We start from the raw sequence: 18,369 nt of genomic DNA, 5'->3' as shown, positions 1-18,369 counted from the left end.
TATGCTGGCCGATCAGCAGTGCGTACCCACACTTGGAGTGACTGCAATGCCCAGCGCACCGCGTCCGGAACAACGCCGATTCCCCCTGCACGTGCACATCAGCGTGATGTTCACCCTGCTTCTGCTGCTGACCGGCGTGGCACTGGGCCTCTTCAATTACCGGCAGACCACGCAGGTCATCCTGTCGAGCAGCGAACAACTGTTCAACCGCATTGAGCGGGACGTGCGTCTGGACCTGTACGACACCTACGAACCGATCCGTCATGTGTTGAGCCTGCTGGCCGATTATCCGGCGACGCGGGCGCCCGGAATGGAGCAACGCCTGGCGCTGCTCACCCCGTTCAGCCAGGCACTGCGGGACAACCCGAACCTGGCCTCGTTGTACCTGGGCGATCGCCATGGCAATTTCCTGATGGTCCGGCCGCTGCGCACCCAGGCGCTGAAGACCGCGCTGAACGCGCCAGTCGACGCAGTCTATCAAGTCTGGACGATAGACCGGACGAGCCTGCCGGGCCAGGTGCGCTCCCAATCGCTGTTCTACGATCAGGCACTGGCTTTCATCAGTGCCCAGGACAATGCCGATGGCACTTTCGATCCACGCACACGTGACTGGTTTCGCAGTGCTTTGGACACTGCCGGGCAGATCACGACCGAGCCCTACGTTTTCTTTTCCACCCGCAACATCGGCACGACCCTTGCCCGCCGAAGCGGCGAAGACGCGGTCATCGGTGCAGACCTCACCCTCGCGGCCTTGTCCCAGACGCTCGCCAAGCACAAGGTGACCCTCGGCACCGAGATCGTGCTGATCGATCCCCAAGGCAACGCCGTGGGTTATCCCGACAGTGATCGGTTGCTCGCTGACACGGCATCGGCCCGACTGATCCAAGCCCGCGAGCTCAACCCAGCCATCGCCGCCGCGCTCGACGTCAACAGTGACGCGACGCACCTGGAGGCAGCCGGCCGTCAATGGATCGTGGCCCGCAGTCATATGCAGGAAGGCGGCCCACAGGGCCTGGAGCTGGCGTTGCTGGTGCCCGAAGATGAATTGCTGGCCGATGCCTATCGCATGCGCTGGCAGGGCGCCCTGATTACCCTGGCCACCCTGCTGCTGTGTCTGCCCTTGGGCTGGCTGACTTCCAGGCTGCTGGTCAAGCCGCTGAGCGCATTGGTGCGGGAAGCGGATGCCATTCGCAGTTTCGACTTCACTCATCCGGTGTCGCGCCATACCTTGGTGCTGGAGATCGATCAGTTGAGCCTCTCGATGGCCCGAATGAAAGAGACACTGGCAAGCTTCTTCGAAATCACCGCCAGTCTGCGCGCCGAAACCCGCTTCGCCCCACTGCTCGAACGGGTGCTGTTCGAGACTGTGAAAATCGGCCAGGCCCAGGCTGGCCTGATCTATCTACGCGAGAACGATAGCGACCAGATCAAGCCGTACGGACTGGTCATCGATGGGGCCGTACAGTCGCTGGCGGCCTTTGAACTGCAAAGCCATGCGCTGGCCGGCGATACCAGCCCACCCTGGCTCCGGCAACTGGCCCTCACGGACAACCTCGTCACCTCCCTGGGCTTCGAGCAGACCGGTGATCTGCAGCGTATCCTGCAGATACTCGAATCTCCCCGGGTCCATCTGATCGGCATCCACCTGCGCAACCGCCACCAGGACACCATCGGCGTGCTGGTGCTGCTGATCTGCGATACGGGCACCGAAGCCGACCTGGAGAAACTGCAACCAGACCGCATCGCCTTCCTGCAGGCGGTATCCGGCGCCGCCGCCGTGAGCATCGAAAGCCAGCGCCTGCAAACCCGCCAGAAACAGTTGCTGGATTCGTTCATCCAGTTGCTGGCCGGTGCGATCGATGCCAAAAGTCCCTATACCGGAGGTCATTGCCAGCGGGTGCCAGCCCTGACACTGCTACTCGCCCAGGCCGCCGCCGCGAGCACCGCTCCGGCGTTCGAAGGCTACCAACCCACCGAAGATGAATGGGAAGCGCTGCACATCGCCGCCTGGCTGCACGATTGCGGCAAGGTCACCACCCCCGAGTACGTGGTGGATAAAGCCACCAAGCTGGAAACCCTGAACGACCGGATCCACGAAATCCGCACCCGCTTCGAGGTGCTCAAGCGCGACGCCTGGATCGACTACTGGAAAGCCCTGGCAACGGGAGGCGAACCTTCCTTGCTGGCGCACAAACGCGATGAAACGCTGGCCGGCCTCAATGACGACTTCGCGTTCGTCGCGCGTTGCAACCTGGGTACCGAAGCCATGGCCGACACCGACCTGCAACGTTTGCAGAAGATTGCCCAGCGCCCCTGGGTCCGGACACTGGACGATCGCCTGGGCGTGTCCTGGGAAGAGAGCCGGCGCCAGGCACGCACGCCCGAGCCAACGCTCCCGGTCGTCGAAAGCCTATTGTCCGACAAACCCGAACACCTGGTGGCGCGACACGAGGCCGAACTGATCCCGGCAGACAACCCATGGGGCTTCCAACTGGATGTGCCGGCCTGGAAATACAACCGTGGCGAACTTTACAACCTCAGCATCCCGCGGGGCACGCTGACCCGCGAGGAACGCTACGTCATCAATCACCACATGGTGCAGACGATCCTGATGCTCAGCCAGTTGCCCTTCCCCAATCACTTGGAGCACGTTGCGGAAATCGCCGGTGGTCATCACGAAAAAATGGATGGCACCGGATACCCCAAGCGACTCAAGCGCGAGGAAATGAGTCTGCCGGCCCGCATGATGGCCATCGCCGATATTTTCGAAGCACTGACGGCGGCTGACCGCCCCTACAAGAAAGCCAAGAAACTGAGTGAAGCCCTGGGCATCATGGCCACCATGTGCCATGACGCCCATATCGATCCGGAGCTGTTCAAGCTGTTCATCGATGAACGGGTCTACCTGAGCTACGCCGAGCAGTTCCTCGATCCGAGCCAGATCGATGACGTCGACGAGGAACGGCTCCTGGCTCAGGCGGGACTGCTGCCATGCTGATCGCAATCGCCCCCGTTCGAGCCGAGCCTGCTCGTTCAGCAGTCGGTCAGACGCAGGAAAATCTGCGCCAACTGCTCGATGCCGGCCTGGTCATGCTCGCTGAAGCGCGCCAGCTTCGGGCTGTCCAGGTCAAGCACGCCAATCAGGCGTCCATCCTTGAACAGCGGCACCACCAGTTCACTGTTCGACGCACTGTCACAGGCGATGTGACCCGCGAAGGCATGCACGTCCTCGACGCGCTGAGTCTGGCCGGTTGCCGCCGCCGTGCCGCAAACACCCCGGCCGAAGGGGATCCGCACGCAAGCGATCTGGCCCTGGAACGGGCCCAGCACCAGCTCTTCGTTGCGATTGAGGTAAAAGCCGGCCCAGTTCAAGTCATCCAGCTGACTGAACAGAAAGGCCGAAAACTGCGCGGCATTGGCAATGAAATCACGTTCATCGGCCAACAGGGATTGCAGCTGTGCCGATAACAGCTCGTAGCCATCGAGGCCCTGGCCGGTGCTCTTCAGATCGATCATGCCTTATGCTCCAGAAGTTTGAGGCCTACCCAATAACGGGCAAATTGATAAGCGCAACGTCCGTTGCGGTTGCCCCGCCCGGTGGCCCACCGGACTGCTTGTATATCGAGTGCTTCATCACGCTGCCAGGCCAGTCCGGCCTTGGCCGCCAGTTCGCCGATCCAGTGCTCGACCACGTTGAGAAAATGTTCTTGGGTAAAGGGATAGAACGACAGCCACAGCCCGAAACGGTCGGACAACGCGATCTTGTCCTCAACGGCTTCGCTGGGGTGCAGCTCGCCATCGACCCGCTTCCAGTTCTCGTTGTCGCTTTCCTTTTCCGGCACCAGATGGCGGCGGTTGGAGGTCGCATACAACAACACATTGTCCGGAGCCTGTTCGAGAGAGCCATCCAGCACGCTCTTGAGCACCCGGTAATCACCTTCGCCGGATTCGAACGACAGGTCATCGCAGAACAACACGAAGCGCTGGGGCAGCTTGGCGACCTGCTCGACCACCCGAGGCAGATCCGCCAGGTGATCGCGCTCGATCTCGATCAATCGCAAGCCCTGCTGGGCATGTTCGGCCAGCAAGGCGCGCACCAGGGACGACTTTCCCGTACCCCGCGAGCCCCAGAGCAACGCGTGGTTGGCCGGCATCCCCTGAATGAACTGGTGCGTGTTGCGGCCCAGTTGTTCGACCTGGCGCTCGACGCCGATCAGGTCCGACAGGCGCATGTCGAGGCTGACCTGCAGCGGCAGCAGATACCCGCTGCGGCCGTCGCGCTGCCAGCGGGCAGCCAGGGTTGCGGTCCAGTCAATGGCAGGCCGGGGCGCGGGCAGCAAAGGTTCGATACGGGCCAGCACCGCATCGGCGCGCTCAAGAAAAGCATTCAATCGCGAGTCCACGTCTTTTCCTCGGGCAAGTTCACAGTAATGATGGTGCCACGGCGACGAAACACCGTATTCATTGGCGGGTCTATCCCACACAACATAAACCGGCCGGGCCGGTATTCAGAGATGATCAGCTATGCTTGAGCGGCGAAGGGAAACGTAAGTGGTTCACCATTCCATGGACATCAGGTTCACCCAACGGCTGTCATACAAGCAGGCTCGACTGACCGTCCTGGTGGGTTTCGTACTGGGCACTTTGCTCAGCCTGGTGCAGATAGGCATCGATTATGCCAGCGAAGACGCGTCGATCAACCGCGAGATCCTGTCGCTGATGGAAATCAGCCACAACCCCGCCTCGCGCATCGCCTACAACATCGACGCCGAACTGGCCCAGGAACTGTCCCTGGGGCTGCTGCGTTCACCGGCGATCATCGGCGCCGAACTGGTCGACAACAACAATACCGTACTGGCCAGCGTCAAACGACCCGAACTCCAGAGCAGTTACCGATTCATCAGCGACTTTCTGTTCGGTGCACAGCGCCAATTCGAAGACCGGCTCTACCTGGACCATCTGCCCGGCGAATCCCTGGGCGTGCTGCGCCTGGACGTCGACACCTATACATTCGGCAGTCGTTTCCTGCGCCGGGCCGAGGTTACGTTGCTCAACGGCTTTGCCCGCAGCCTGATCCTGACCGGGCTGTTACTGGCGTTGTTCTACGTGATGCTGACCAAACCCCTGGTGCGGGTGATCCGTGAGTTGAGCAGTCGAGACCCGGCCAGCAGCGAACAGAGCCGGCTGGACTGCCCTTCCGGCCACCAATACGACGAGATCGGCGTACTGGTCTCGGTCGCCAACCAGCAGTTCGAGAATATCTCCACCGAAATCCAGCAGCGGCGTACCGCCGAAAATCGCCTCACCGAATATCTGGCGCAACTGGAAAACATCGTCTCGGCGCGCACCGCCGAACTCAAAGCCATCAATGATCGCCTCAGCCAATCCAACGAAGAACTGGAAGTGGCCAGGCGTACCGCCCTGGACATGGCCGAAGCCCGTTCCGCCTTCCTGGCCAGCATGAGTCATGAGATCCGCACGCCGCTCAACGGCCTGCTGGGGATGATTGCCTTGTCCCTGGATGGGCCCCTGACCGCTGAACAACAACAGCAGCTCTCGATTGCCCATGACTCGGGCAAGGTATTGGTGGAACTGCTCAATGACATTCTCGATCTGTCGAAATTCGATGCCGGCCAACTGGAACTCGAACGCATCCCGTTCGATCTGGCCTCCCTGATCGAGGACACTGCCAACCTGCTTTCCCAGAACGCCGCTCCCAGTGTCGAGCTGGCCTGCCTGATCGATCCACGATTCCCGGCGCAGGTGCTTGGCGACCCGACCCGGGTGCGTCAGATTGTCAGCAACCTGTTGTCCAACGCACTCAAATTCACCCGCTTCGGCCGGGTCGATGTACGACTGACTGCCTACGAAGGCGGTGTACGCATCGAGGTCTGCGACACCGGCATCGGCATTCCCCAGGAGGCCCAGGCAAGGATCTTCCAGCCCTTCACCCAGGCCGGTGCCGGCATTACCCGCCAGTTTGGTGGAACCGGCCTGGGCCTGGCGCTGACCAACAACCTCTGCGAAGCCATGCAGGGCCGGTTGACGATCAGCTCCGAAGCCGGCTTCGGCAGCCAGTTCTGCGCTGACCTGCCCCTGCCTTGCCATACCCCGGCGATGCCCGCCGAACCGTTGCACGGCAATATCGTCGCCATCACCGCCGGCAGCAGCGGGTTGGCCGAGTTGCTGGACATGCTGCTGCCCACCTGGGGGCTGGACTACCAGCGACGCTCCGTGGATGACTCGCTGCTGGGCCTCAAGCCCGATGTGCTGATCACCGACTGCCCTGAATGCCTGTTCAACTTGAGACCGACCTTCAGCGCCCCCATCCTGCTGGTCACCGCCTACGGCAGTTTCATGCCCAGCCAGGAAGCCGCAGCCCTTGCCCCTCTGTTGCAACAGGCCCGCCCGCTGGCACGCCATGCCCTGTATCAGATCCTGCGTCGCGCCCTGCAAAGCGAAGCGACCACCATCAACGAAACGCAGGTCGAGACGCCGCCACTGTCCAGGCGCGCCCAGGTCTTGCTGGTCGAGGACAATCCGGTCAATCAATTGGTCGCCAAGGGCATGTTGGTGAAGCTGGGCTGCGAAGTCACCGTCGCAGCCCACGGCGCGGAAGCATTGAATCAGCTCGAACAGCGGGATTTCGACCTGGTGCTGATGGATTGCAACATGCCGGTGATGGACGGCTACGAAGCCAGTCGGCAAATACGCCGAAGCGGGCGCTGGCCGGACCTGCCGATTGTCGCACTGACAGCCAATGCCATGCCCGAGGAGCGGGAACGCTGCCGGACCGCCGGCATGAGCGACTACTTGTCCAAACCGTTCCGCCGCGAGGAACTGGCAGCGGTACTGGATCAGTGGGTACCGACTAAGTCAGCGCCTTGATTTGTGCCAGCAGGTGATCGAGATCCTCGCGCAACGTCCCCAGGCCGTCCAGGTCGATCCCGCTGTCGCATAACAGGCGGGCCTTCAGCGGGCCGACCTGGTCACGCAGGGCCCGTCCTGTATCCGTCAGGCTCAAGTGCACTTCGCGCTCGTCCCGGGCCGAACGCTGGCGCTGCACCAGCGCCAGCTGTTCCAGACGCTTGAGCAGCGGCGTCAGCGTCCCGGAATCCAGCAGCAACCGTTCCCCCAGGGCCTTGACCGTGGGTTGCTCCGGCGCGGTGTCCTGCCATTCCCACAGCACCAGCATCGCCAGGTATTGCGGGTAGGTCAGGCCGAGCTGGTCGAGCATCGGCTTATAGCCGCGTATCACCGCCCGCGACGCGGCGTACAGCTTGAAGCACAACTGGCTGTCGAGCCTCAATGCATCGATCGACAGGTCATTCATTTGAGCAGGGCTTCGATCTCTGAAGTGAGGTCCTGGGGCTTGGTGGTCGGGGCAAAACGCTTGACCACTTGGCCATCCTTGCCGATCAGGAACTTGGTGAAGTTCCACTTGATGCCCTTGGACCCCAGCACGCCAGGGGCACGCTGCTTGAGCTGGACGAACAGTGGATGAGCATTGGCGCCATTGACTTCGATTTTCTTGAACAGCGGGAAGCTCACGCCGAAATTCAGCTCGCAGAACTCGGAAATCGCGCCCTCGTCACCCGGCTCCTGCTTGCCGAACTGATTGCAGGGAAAGCCCAGCACCACCAGGCCTCGATCCTTGTAGGTCTGCCACAGCGATTCGAGGCCTTTGTATTGCGGCGTGAAACCGCACTGGCTGGCGGTGTTGACCACCAGCACGGCCTTGCCGGCGAAATCGGCGAGAGTCTTTTGCTCGCCCTTGATGGTGGTGCAGGGGATGCTCAGCAAGTTGTCGCTCATGGCAAGGCTCCGAAGAAATGGGACAGACGTGCAAGATAGCGAGCAATTCAATTGTGTGCAATTTAATTAGCAGGACTACCAACGCCATAGACTGTTCAAGAGCAAGGCCTGTAGGAGCAAGGCCTCGCTCCTACAGGGGTTTATTCGCGGGCCACGAGGTCCAGGCACACCGAGTTGATGCAATAGCGCAATCCCGTCGGCGGCGGGCCGTCGGGGAATACATGCCCCAGGTGGGCATCACACTTGGCGCACACCACCTCCGTACGGATCATGCCGTGGCTCATGTCCCGCACCTCCATCACCGCGTTGCCCTCGATAGGCGCGTAGAAGCTCGGCCAGCCGCAGCCGGAATCGAACTTGGTGTGCGAATCGAACAGCGGCTCGTGGCAGCAGATGCAGTGGTACACGCCATCGGTCTTGGTGGCGTTGTACTTACCGGAGAACGGTCGTTCGGTACCTTTCAATCGACAAACGTTGTACTGCTCCGGATCGAGCATGGCGTGCCACTCTTCAAGGGTTTTCTGCAACTTTTCCATCGTCTTGCCTCGGCAATTGAAAAAGCCCGATCCGACGCTTTTCCACGGGTCGGGCGGCACGTATGATTGCGCCTCGTCAGATGCCAGTCTGGCAGTCGCGTCCTGCGTATTCAAACGGATTGTGACGCCCATGCCGCGTCAAGCCCGGGTACAGACGCAGGATCACCAGTGCGGTCGTCGAGGCGCCCGCCTGGATCGTTCATTTTCGGGAACACATCGCCATGCAGGTCAGCAAATCGAACAAGCTCGCCAACGTCTGCTACGACATTCGCGGCCCGGTGCTCAAGCACGCCAAACGCCTGGAAGAGGAAGGCCATCGCATCCTCAAGCTGAACATCGGCAACCCGGCACCCTTTGGTTTCGAAGCGCCCGATGAAATTCTCCAGGACGTGATCCGCAACCTGCCGACCGCCCAGGGCTACAGCGACTCCAAGGGCCTGTTCAGCGCCCGCAAGGCGGTGATGCAGTATTACCAGCAGAAGCAGGTCGAAGGCGTCGGCATCGAGGACATCTACCTGGGCAACGGTGTGTCCGAGCTGATCGTGATGTCGATGCAGGCACTGCTCAACAACGGTGACGAGGTGCTGGTACCGGCCCCGGACTACCCACTGTGGACCGCTGCCGTGAGCCTGTCCGGTGGCAACCCGGTGCATTACCTCTGCGACGAACAGGCCAACTGGTTCCCCGATCTGGCGGACATCAAGGCCAAAATCACGCCGAACACCAAGGCACTGGTGATCATCAACCCGAACAACCCGACCGGCGCGGTCTACTCCAGGGAAGTGCTGCTGGGCATGCTGGAGCTGGCCCGCCAGCACAATCTGGTGGTGTTCTCCGACGAGATCTACGACAAGATCCTGTACGACGATGCCGTCCACATCTGCACCGCCTCCCTGGCCCCGGACCTGTTGTGCCTGACCTTCAACGGCTTGTCCAAATCCTACCGCGTGGCGGGTTTCCGCTCCGGCTGGATTGCCATTTCCGGGCCCAAGCATCACGCCCAGAGCTACATCGAAGGCATCGACATGCTGGCCAACATGCGCCTGTGCGCCAACGTACCGAGCCAGCACGCCATCCAGACGGCGCTGGGCGGCTACCAGAGCATCAACGACCTGGTATTGCCCCCGGGCCGGCTGCTGGAACAGCGCAACCGCACCTGGGAACTGCTCAATGACATTCCCGGCGTCAGTTGCGTCAAGCCGATGGGCGCGCTCTACGCCTTTCCACGGATCGATCCGAAAGTCTGCCCGATCCACAACGACGAAAAATTCGTACTCGACCTGCTTCTGTCCGAAAAGCTGCTGATCGTCCAGGGCACGGCGTTCAACTGGCCGTGGCCGGACCATTTCCGCGTCGTGACCCTACCGCGGGTCGATGACCTGGAGCAGGCCATTGGCCGTATCGGCAATTTCCTCAAGTCCTACCGTCAATAAGCCGGTTCAGCGTGCGAGGCACCTCGCCTCGCGCGCTGACTGATTCAGCAACATATCTGTTCAGTCGGTTTTGAGGGGCCTTCTACACTGACTGTCCAGCACCCGATGGGCTGCAGGCCCCCATGCTCACGGGGGAAAGGCGGCATATTTCACTCCTCTGGTACTTTCAGAAAAATCTTTCAATCATTTGGGAAGCCTGTAGGACACAGTTTGAAATAGTCGGTGAGTTGAATAGGCTGCTACAGCACCTTATATACCCCGCATAACGCTACATCCTAAGCATGAGGAGTTTGCTACCACCATGATGCGCATCCTGCTGTTCTTGGCCACTAACCTGGCGGTCGTGCTGATTGCCAGCATCACCCTGAGCCTGTTCGGCTTCAACGGGTTCATGGCGGCCAATGGGGTTGATCTCAACCTCAATCAGCTGCTGATCTTCTGTGCGGTGTTCGGTTTCGCCGGCTCCCTGTTCTCGCTGTTCATCTCCAAGTGGATGGCGAAGATGAGCACCGGCACCCAGATCATCAGCCAGCCGCGCACTCGCCATGAACAATGGCTGCTGCAGACCGTCGAGCAGCTGTCCCGCGAAGCCGGCATCAAGATGCCGGAGGTCGGGATCTTCCCGGCCTACGAAGCCAACGCCTTCGCCACCGGCTGGAACAAGAACGACGCGCTGGTCGCGGTCAGCCAGGGCCTGCTCGAGCGATTCTCGCCCGATGAAGTCAAGGCGGTGCTGGCCCACGAGATCGGCCACGTCGCCAATGGCGACATGGTGACCCTGGCGCTGATCCAGGGCGTGGTGAACACCTTCGTGATGTTCTTCGCCCGCATCATCGGTAATTTCGTCGACAAGGTGATCTTCAAGAACGAAGAAGGCCAGGGTATCGCCTACTACGTGGCGACCATCTTCGCCGAGCTGGTCCTGGGCATCCTCGCCAGCGCCATCGTCATGTGGTTCTCGCGCAAACGCGAATTCCGCGCCGACGACGCCGGCGCCCGCCTGGCTGGCACCGGCGCCATGATCGGCGCCCTGCAGCGCCTGCGTGCCGAACAAGGCCTGCCGGTGCTCATGCCCGACACCCTGAATGCGTTTGGCATCAACGGCGGCATCAAACAGGGCCTGGCTCGCCTGTTCATGAGCCACCCGCCGCTGGAAGAGCGTATCGACGCACTGCGTCGTCGCGGCTGATCAGTTCGAACGACAAAAAGAAGCCCGCAGCGATGCGGGCTTCTTTTTGTGTCGCCTCTCCCGCTCCCCACATCAGCGATTTGAAACCCGATAAACTCGCTCATCCAACCTCGTCACCCCAGCCTGCAAGAACTTCCAGCTTTCCCCCAGCACATCCTGCTCCTGCAAGACCTCCAGTCGCCAGTTGCTCCCCAGCAGCCGCTGCACCTCATCATCCCCCACGGCAAAGGGTGGTCCGGGCATCTGCGCCTGGTCGTAATCCAGGGTGATCAGCAGGCCGACACAGTCCGGCAAGAGACTCTGAAGGTGAGCGGCATACTGTTCGCGCATCGGCGCAGGCAAGGCAATCAACGCCGCCCGATCGTATAACGCCGTGCAGTCGGCCACATCCTCTGCCGTCAAGGCGAAGAAATCACCGCAACGGAGCTCGATGTCACCAGCACGGAAGACCTTGAACACCCCCTCTTCGCTCACGCTCGGCTCCAATCGATGCTCCTGGAAGAAATCGGTGATGGCTTTTTCCGATAACTCCACGCCCAACACCGAATGGCCCTCATGGGCGAGCCACAGCAGGTCCAGGGTCTTGCCGCACAATGGCACGAGCACCCGACTGCCCTGCTCCAACGCCAGCCGCGACCAGAAACGATGCAGATAGGGATTCACTTCCGGCAAGTGAAAGCCGATCTGATTGGCCGACCATCGCTGATGCCAAAACGCAGGGTCCATGATGTGCTCCAAAAATATCGATGAAAACGGGCTAAAACTTATATTAGATTCCGATCATAAGCCTGATGGAAGATGACGACATCTTAACGTTCAGGAGCCGTTTCATGCTGCCCAGCCTGTTTATCTCACATGGCTCGCCAATGCTCGCTCTGGAGCCCGGCGACAGCGGCCCTGCGCTGGCTCGCCTTGCCGCTCAACTGCCCAGGCCCAAAGCCATCGTCATTGTGTCCGCCCACTGGGAGAGCAACGAGCTGCAGGTCAGCGCCAACCCACAGCCGCGTACCTGGCACGATTTCGGCGGTTTTCCGCCCGCGCTGTATCAGGTGCAGTATCCCGCACCGGGAAACCCCGAGCTGGCGGCGAAGGTGGCGGACCTGCTCAACGCTGCGCAACTGCCCGCGCACCTTGACACTCAACGTCCCTCTGATCACGGCGTCTGGGTACCGCTGGCCTTGATGTATCCCGAGGCCGATATCCCGGTGGTGCAGGTTTCCCTGCCCAGCCATCAGGGACCGACCTTGCAGACCCAGGTCGGCAGAGCGCTGGCGAACTTGCGCCAGGACGACATCCTGTTGATTGGCTCCGGCAGCATCACCCACAACCTGCGCGACCTCGATTGGAATGCTGGCCCTGAAAGCATCGAACCGTGGGCGAAGGCGTTTCGGGATTGGATCGTGGAAAAACTGGCGGCCGATGATGAGGTCGCGCTGCATGACTATCGCCGCCAGGCACCCAATGCCGTGCGCAGTCACCCCAGCGACGAGCACCTGTTGCCGCTGTATTTTGCCCGAAGCGCCGGGGGAAGATTCAGCGTGGCTCACCAAGGGTTCACGATGGGGGCGTTGGGGATGGACATTTATAGGTTCGATTGACCATACCCCGAGTCGCCTCGATCGCAAGCAGGTTCGCGATCGAGGCGACTCCAACTACAGGAAAAGCACCGGACAACAGGCAAAAAAAATCCCCGAACCAGTCGGGGATTTTTTATGCTCGATCAGTCAGCAGGCAAGCCGATCAATCTTCGCGATAACGACGCAGCTTGAGTTGCTTGCCAGCCACGCGAGTGTCCTTGAGCTTGGTCAGCAACTTCTCCAGGCCTTCTTCCGGCAGTTCCACCAGACTGAAGCTGTCACGTACCTGGATGCGACCGATGGCTTCCCGCGCCAGACCACCTTCGTTGAGGATGGCACCCAGCAGGTTCTTGGCGGCGATGCCGTCACGGGCACCCAGTGCGGTACGGCAGCGGGCACGACCTTCGGCCAGCGGGATCGGCGCACGGCGCTCACGATCACCACGATCCGGACGGTCACCGCGCTCAGGACGGTCGCCACGAGGCGTGCTGTTCGGTACCAGCGGACGCTCCTTCTCGATCGCAGCCAGGTCCAGCGCCTGTCCATTGGTCGCCTTGCGCAACAGGGCGGCGGCCAGGGCACGCGGGCTGCAACCGATGTCGGCAGTCAGGCGATCGAGCAGATCACCGTGAGTCGACTCGGCATCCGCTACCAGCGGCGACAGGCTGTTGGTCAGTTTCTTGATGCGAGCATCCAGAACGGCCTGGGCATCCGGCAGGCGGACTTCCGCAACCTTCTGACCGGTCACACGCTCGATCACTTGCAGCATGCGGCGCTCACGAGGAGTGACCAGCAGCAACGCACGACCTTCGCGACCGGCACGACCGGTACGGCCGATACGGTGAACGTAGGATTCCGGATCGTACGGCATGTCCACGTTGAAGACGTGGGTGATGCGCGGAACGTCCAGGCCACGGGCCGCAACGTCGGTCGCCACAACGATGTCCAGACGGCCATCCTTGAGGGAGTCGATCACGCGCTCGCGCTGGTTCTGGGCAATGTCACCGTTCAGCGCAGCGGCTTTGTAGCCTTTGGCTTCCAGGGCGCTGGCCAGGTCCAGGGTCGCTTGCTTGGTGCGCACGAACATGATCAGGGCGTCGAAATCCTCGACTTCCAGCAGGCTCAGGACGGCAGAGGTCTTCTGGTCGGCGTGAACCAGCAGATGAGCCTGCTCGATCGCGGTGACGGTCTGGGTCTTGCTCTGGATCTTGACGTGTTTCGGGTCTTTCAGATGACGCTCGGCGATCGCACGGATCGACTGCGGCAGGGTGGCCGAAAACAGTACAGTCTGGCGGGTTTCCGGCATGGCCTTGAAGATCACTTCCAGGTCATCCATGAAGCCCAGCTTGAGCATTTCGTCGGCTTCGTCGAGAACCAGGTGGTTCACGGTAGCCAGGACTTTTTCGTCGCGACGCAGGTGGTCGCACAGACGGCCCGGCGTGGCGACAACGATCTGTGCGCCATTACGGATTGCTTTCAGTTGTGGGCCCATCGGCGCGCCGCCGTAGACAGCCACGACAGTCACGCCCGGCATCTGCTTGGCGTAGGTTTCGAAAGCGGTTGCAACTTGCAGCGCCAACTCGCGGGTTGGGGCCAGGATCAGAGCTTGCGGCTCGCGCTTGGACGGATCAATGCGGTGCAGGATCGGCAGGGCGAACGCGGCGGTTTTACCCGTACCGGTTTGCGCCTGGCCAATCATATCGTGACCGGCGAGAATGATCGGGATCGACTGCTGCTGAATGGCCGAAGGCTCTTCATAGCCGGTAGCGACTACTGCAGCGACAATATTGGGATGAAGTTCAAGAGCGGCGAAGCCGCCGATTTCCTGGGTCATGGGTCTGCCTCTAAGTGCATCCGCAAAGACCCATGCTCCAAAGCTGCGCATGCCGTGTTGAGACTCAAGAGTCGCCCTGGCAGCTTTGTCGGCGGGGATTTGCGAAAACGAATGAATGAAAAAGAACGTCGAGAAAGCGTCCGTTATACGGACATGCAACCGAAGCTGGCTTCGTAACTGCGCTGTCTTGACGCGGCCCGGCTAAAGGCCGGCGCGCACTATACCGGAATTCGCCCGAAAAGGGAGCTTTTTTTACAGTCGCTAAACCGTTTCATCCTGAGGAATGTGGGTGCCACGCTTGTATCAGGTCGCAGGCCGGATCGCCTTGATCAACGGCAGCAACGAATAGCCCAATCGCGGCGCCAGCGCCTCGGCCCGGGCAACCAGCCCTTCCAGGTCCACGGCCTGCTCCAGGTCCGCCGGCACGATCAGGATCACATTGCCTTCCTTCACCGGCAATTCCCAGTAATGCCGGTGGTACAGGCCGCGCAATAGAGCCGCGCCCAAGGGCTTGCCGTCATCGGTGGCCCATTGGTTGATCACCAGCCAGCCGCCCGGGTTCAGGCGTTTCTGACAATCCTCCAGGAACCCCCAGGCCAGATGCCCGACGCCGGGGCCGACATCGGTATAGAGATCGACGAAGATCAGGTCTGCAGGCTCGGCGGTTTCCAGCAGCTCCAGGGCGTCGCCGACCCGGATATACAAGCGCGGATCGTCGTCCAGCCCCAAGTATTCGATCGCAAGGCGCGGTACATCGGGGCGCAACTCGATGGCCTCGACGTCTTCCAGCGGCAGGAACTTGAGACAGGCCTGGGTCAGCGTACCGGCCCCCAACCCCAGGAAAAGCGCGCTTTCCGGCTGCTCATGACATAACGCACCGATCAGCATGGCACGGGTGTAATCGTATTCGAGCCAGCTGGGATCGGCAGTGAACACACAGCTTTGCTCAATGGCGTCGCCGAACTCGAGGAACCGGTAGTCGGCCACTTCGAACACCCGGATCATGCCGAACTCATCGTGCACCTCGGCGAGCAGATGCTCGACGCGCTCCTCTGTCATTTCATCTCCTGATGGCAACCGAAGCGCCTCACAACGGGCCAAGCCAATGGGCAGCCTGGGCAAAAGCGCGATTGTCGGCCATGCGACGGGAGCAGGTCACGCACTAATTTGCTGATAACATGACCGCCCGAGCGTAAACCACCTAGAGATCATGATGAGCCAACCCTGGAGCCCTGACAGCTGGCGCGCCCTGCCGATCCAGCAACAACCCCGCTACCCCGACGCGGCGCATCTGCTGCGTGTCGAGCAGACCCTGGCCAGCTATCCGCCGCTGGTGTTTGCCGGAGAGGCGCGGGAGTTGCGCCGTCAGTTCGCCGAAGTGACCCAGGGCCGTGCCTTTTTGCTGCAGGGCGGCGACTGCGCCGAAAGCTTTGCCGAATTCTCGGCGGCCAAGATCCGCGATACGTTCAAGGTGCTGTTGCAGATGGCGATCGTGATGACCTTCGCCGCCGGCTGTCCGGTGGTCAAGGTCGGGCGCATGGCCGGACAGTTCGCCAAGCCGCGCTCGGCCAACGAAGAAACCATCGACGGCGTGACCCTGCCGGCCTACCGGGGCGATATCGTCAACGGCATCGGCTTCGACGAACAGAGCCGAGTGCCGGACCCGGAGCGCCTGCTGCAGTCCTACCACCAGTCGACGGCCACGTTGAACCTGCTGCGGGCGTTCGCCCAGGGCGGGTTCGCCGACCTGCATCAGGTGCACAAATGGAACCTGGACTTCATCGCCAACTCGGCCCTGGCAGAAAAATACAGCCACCTGGCCGACCGCATCGACGAAACCCTGGCGTTCATGCGCGCCTGCGGCATGGACAGCTCGCCGCAACTGCGCGAAACCAGCTTCTTCACCGCCCACGAAGCCCTGCTGCTCAATTACGAAGAAGCCTTCGTGCGCCGTGACAGCCTGACCAACGATTATTACGACTGCTCGGCCCACATGCTCTGGATCGGTGATCGCACCCGTCAGCTGGACGGTGCCCATGTCGAATTCCTGCGCGGCGTGAACAACCCGATCGGGGTCAAGGTCGGGCCGACCATGGACCCTGACGACCTGATCCGCCTGATCGATGTGCTCAACCCGGACAACGATCCGGGCCGCCTGAACCTGATCGCGCGGATGGGTGCGAACAAGGTCGGCGACCACCTGCCATCCCTGCTGCGCGCCGTGCAGCGTGAAGGCAAGCAGGTGCTGTGGAGTTCGGACCCGATGCACGGCAATACCATCAAGGCCAGCAGCGGCTACAAGACCCGGGATTTCGCGCAGATCCTTGGCGAAGTGAAACAGTTCTTCCAGGTCCACGAAGCCGAAGGCACCTATGCCGGCGGCATCCACATCGAAATGACCGGCCAGAACGTCACCGAATGCATCGGCGGCGCGCGGCCCATCACCGAGGATGGGCTGTCAGACCGCTACCACACCCATTGCGACCCACGGATGAACGCCGACCAGTCGCTGGAGCTGGCGTTCTTGATTGCCGAGACGTTGAAGCAGGTTCGGCGGTGAGTCAGGTGATTATGCAGCGCCTGTGATTCCCTCATCGCGAGCAGGCTCGCTCCCACATTGACCGCGTCGCGCACAGATCCTGTGTTCGTCAGCATTCCACTGTGGGAGCGAGCCTGCTCGCGATAGCGCCAGATCAGTCACCCGAGATCTCGGCCAATGCCCCCGCCAACCGAACCCCACCCACCCGCCGACAATTAAGCTGTACCCGCTCCAACCCCAGCCAGTCAGCCAGACGATGCAAGTTCGCCGCTAACGCCTGCATCCCCTCCTCGTCCAACCCCGGTTCTTCCTCGTGCACGGCATGCACCGCCAGCCGGCCCTGGGCTCTCTCGGCCCGCAGATCAACACGCGCCGCGATGCGTTCGTTATGCAGGAACGGCAACACGTAATAGCCATACACCCGCTTGTGGGCCGGGGTGTAGATTTCCAATCGATAACGAAAGTCGAACAACCGCTCGGTACGGCTGCGCTCCCAGACCAGCGAATCGAACGGCGATAACAAGGCACTGGCCGCCACCTTGCGGGGGATTTTCGGGGCGGGCCGGCACCACGCGGGCTGCTTCCAATCCTGCACCTGACAGCGCATCAACTCGCCGGCCTCCTCCAGCTCGGCCAGCCGCACCCGGCTGTCGGCGGGATCGAGGCGGAAGTAATCGCGCAAGTCCTTCTCGGTGCCGACGCCCAAGGCATCGGCGGCATGCAGCAATAACGCACGCTGGGCCTGGGCCTCGTCCGGCAGAGGTTGTTGCAGGACCGAGGCCGGGAGTACCCGTTCCGGCAAGTCGTACAGCCGTTCGAAACCACGCCGCCCCGCCACCGTGACCTCTCCCGCGGCGAACAGCCATTCCAACGCGTGCTTCTCGGCGCTCCAGTCCCACCAGGGCCCGGCCTTTTCCTGGCGAGTGGACAAGCTGCCCGCACCCAGGGCACCCTGCTCCCGCACCGAAGCCAGGACACGGCGGATGACGTCCTGGCGTTCCTGGCCAAAACGCGCCAGTTGTTGGTAAATGCCTTCACCCTGGGACGCACGGGCCATGCGCCAGCGCATCAGCGGATACATCGACAAGGGCAAAAGGGAAGCTTCGTGGCCCCAGTATTCGAACAAGGTACGACGTCGCCCCTGGCTCCAGGCCGCTTGATCGAGCAAATCGGGATTGTAGTGACCGAGGCGGGAGAACAGCGGGAGGTAATGCGAGCGCACCAGCGCATTGACCGAATCGATCTGCAGCACGCCGAGGCGTTCGATCAGACGGTTGAGGCGAGAGGGTTGCACCGAAGCCGGCGGCAGCCGCCCATCGAATCCCTGGGCGGCCAACGCCAGACGCCGGGCCTGTTTGAGGGTAAAGGATGCAGTCGCGGGCATGGAGATCTCCTTGTCTGCTCGCAACCTACCTCACCAAGAGTCGATTTGTGTAGGGAAGGATG

General features: G+C 61.5%; 15 protein-coding genes. 6 read left to right on the top strand and 9 right to left on the bottom strand.

What is annotated here, in order from left to right; genetic code table 11:
* Window positions 1-46 precede the first annotated feature (46 nt).
* The gene (locus tag AD666_RS18995) at window positions 47-2,998 is read left to right on the top strand and encodes an HD domain-containing phosphohydrolase (RefSeq protein ID WP_053155213.1); all 2,952 of its coding nucleotides are present in this window, start codon (window positions 47-49) and stop codon (window positions 2,996-2,998) included.
* Between the two features lie 35 nt (window positions 2,999-3,033).
* Here AD666_RS18995 and AD666_RS18990 read toward each other — a convergent pair whose 3' ends face one another.
* Together AD666_RS18990 and AD666_RS18985 are read right to left on the bottom strand one after the other, a co-directional pair.
* Window positions 3,034-3,516 carry a GAF domain-containing protein gene (locus AD666_RS18990; protein ID WP_053155211.1) on the bottom strand — a complete coding sequence of 161 codons (483 nt, stop codon included), beginning with the start codon at window positions 3,514-3,516 and terminating at the stop codon, window positions 3,034-3,036.
* The gene (locus AD666_RS18985) at window positions 3,513-4,403 is read right to left on the bottom strand and encodes an ATP-binding protein (protein ID WP_053155210.1); all 891 of its coding nucleotides are present in this window, start codon (window positions 4,401-4,403) and stop codon (window positions 3,513-3,515) included. Before AD666_RS18985 ends, AD666_RS18990 begins: the two co-directional genes overlap by 4 nt.
* A 163-nt stretch (window positions 4,404-4,566) precedes the next feature.
* Between AD666_RS18985 and AD666_RS18980 the strand changes: the two genes are divergently transcribed.
* Window positions 4,567-6,888: a response regulator gene (locus AD666_RS18980; RefSeq protein WP_053155208.1), complete on the top strand. Its 2,322-nt coding sequence runs from the start codon at window positions 4,567-4,569 to the stop codon at window positions 6,886-6,888.
* On the opposite strand, the gene AD666_RS18975 is transcribed toward AD666_RS18980, so the two are convergent.
* The 3 genes from AD666_RS18975 to msrB all read right to left on the bottom strand — a co-directional run bounded on the left by AD666_RS18975 (window position 6,872) and on the right by msrB (window position 8,351).
* The gene (locus tag AD666_RS18975; RefSeq protein ID WP_053155205.1) at window positions 6,872-7,333 is read right to left on the bottom strand and encodes a MarR family winged helix-turn-helix transcriptional regulator; all 462 of its coding nucleotides are present in this window, start codon (window positions 7,331-7,333) and stop codon (window positions 6,872-6,874) included. The two genes, AD666_RS18980 and AD666_RS18975, sit on opposite strands and share 17 nt — an antisense overlap.
* A complete protein-coding gene (locus AD666_RS18970) occupies window positions 7,330-7,815 on the bottom strand; it encodes a glutathione peroxidase (protein ID WP_053155203.1) in 486 nt (161 codons plus the stop codon). The genes AD666_RS18975 and AD666_RS18970 overlap by 4 nt, the downstream gene beginning before the upstream one ends.
* A gap of 140 nt (window positions 7,816-7,955) precedes the next feature.
* Entirely contained in the window at window positions 7,956-8,351 is a 396-nt protein-coding gene (msrB, locus tag AD666_RS18965; protein ID WP_053155201.1) for a peptide-methionine (R)-S-oxide reductase MsrB, read from the bottom strand.
* Window positions 8,352-8,572: 221 nt separating this feature from the next.
* Here msrB and AD666_RS18960 point away from each other — a divergent pair, with 221 nt between their 5' ends.
* Together AD666_RS18960 and htpX are read left to right on the top strand one after the other, a co-directional pair.
* Window positions 8,573-9,784, top strand: a complete 1,212-nt coding sequence (locus tag AD666_RS18960; RefSeq protein ID WP_053155200.1) for a pyridoxal phosphate-dependent aminotransferase — start codon at window positions 8,573-8,575, stop codon at window positions 9,782-9,784.
* Between the two features lie 301 nt (window positions 9,785-10,085).
* Window positions 10,086-10,973 carry a protease HtpX gene (gene htpX / locus AD666_RS18955; protein ID WP_053155198.1) on the top strand — a complete coding sequence of 296 codons (888 nt, stop codon included), beginning with the start codon at window positions 10,086-10,088 and terminating at the stop codon, window positions 10,971-10,973.
* 72 nt (window positions 10,974-11,045) lie between these two features.
* Here the strand turns inward: htpX and AD666_RS18950 are convergent, their stop codons facing one another.
* On the bottom strand, window positions 11,046-11,699 hold the full coding sequence (locus AD666_RS18950) for a thiopurine S-methyltransferase (RefSeq protein ID WP_053155197.1): 654 nt from the start codon (window positions 11,697-11,699) through the stop codon (window positions 11,046-11,048).
* Between the two features lie 104 nt (window positions 11,700-11,803).
* Between AD666_RS18950 and AD666_RS18945 the strand changes: the two genes are divergently transcribed.
* The gene (locus tag AD666_RS18945) at window positions 11,804-12,571 is read left to right on the top strand and encodes a class III extradiol ring-cleavage dioxygenase (protein WP_053155195.1); all 768 of its coding nucleotides are present in this window, start codon (window positions 11,804-11,806) and stop codon (window positions 12,569-12,571) included.
* A 142-nt stretch (window positions 12,572-12,713) separates the two neighbouring features.
* Here AD666_RS18945 and AD666_RS18940 read toward each other — a convergent pair whose 3' ends face one another.
* Together AD666_RS18940 and AD666_RS18935 are read right to left on the bottom strand one after the other, a co-directional pair.
* The gene (locus tag AD666_RS18940; protein ID WP_053155193.1) at window positions 12,714-14,384 is read right to left on the bottom strand and encodes a DEAD/DEAH box helicase; all 1,671 of its coding nucleotides are present in this window, start codon (window positions 14,382-14,384) and stop codon (window positions 12,714-12,716) included.
* A 303-nt stretch (window positions 14,385-14,687) separates the two neighbouring features.
* A complete protein-coding gene (locus AD666_RS18935; protein WP_053155191.1) occupies window positions 14,688-15,443 on the bottom strand; it encodes a spermidine synthase in 756 nt (251 codons plus the stop codon).
* A gap of 154 nt (window positions 15,444-15,597) precedes the next feature.
* Between AD666_RS18935 and AD666_RS18930 the strand changes: the two genes are divergently transcribed.
* Entirely contained in the window at window positions 15,598-16,944 is a 1,347-nt protein-coding gene (locus AD666_RS18930; protein ID WP_053155189.1) for a class II 3-deoxy-7-phosphoheptulonate synthase, read from the top strand.
* Window positions 16,945-17,077: 133 nt separating this feature from the next.
* Here the strand turns inward: AD666_RS18930 and AD666_RS18925 are convergent, their stop codons facing one another.
* On the bottom strand, window positions 17,078-18,307 hold the full coding sequence (locus AD666_RS18925; RefSeq protein ID WP_053155188.1) for a winged helix-turn-helix domain-containing protein: 1,230 nt from the start codon (window positions 18,305-18,307) through the stop codon (window positions 17,078-17,080).
* Window positions 18,308-18,369: the final 62 nt, after the last annotated feature.

Origin of the sequence: Pseudomonas sp. Pf153 (assembly GCF_001269775.1) — a bacterium.
GTDB lineage: Bacteria > Pseudomonadota > Gammaproteobacteria > Pseudomonadales > Pseudomonadaceae > Aquipseudomonas > Aquipseudomonas uvaldensis.
The sequence above is the reverse complement of the archived record's forward strand: the minus strand, read 5'-3'. Positions and strand labels throughout refer to the sequence as shown.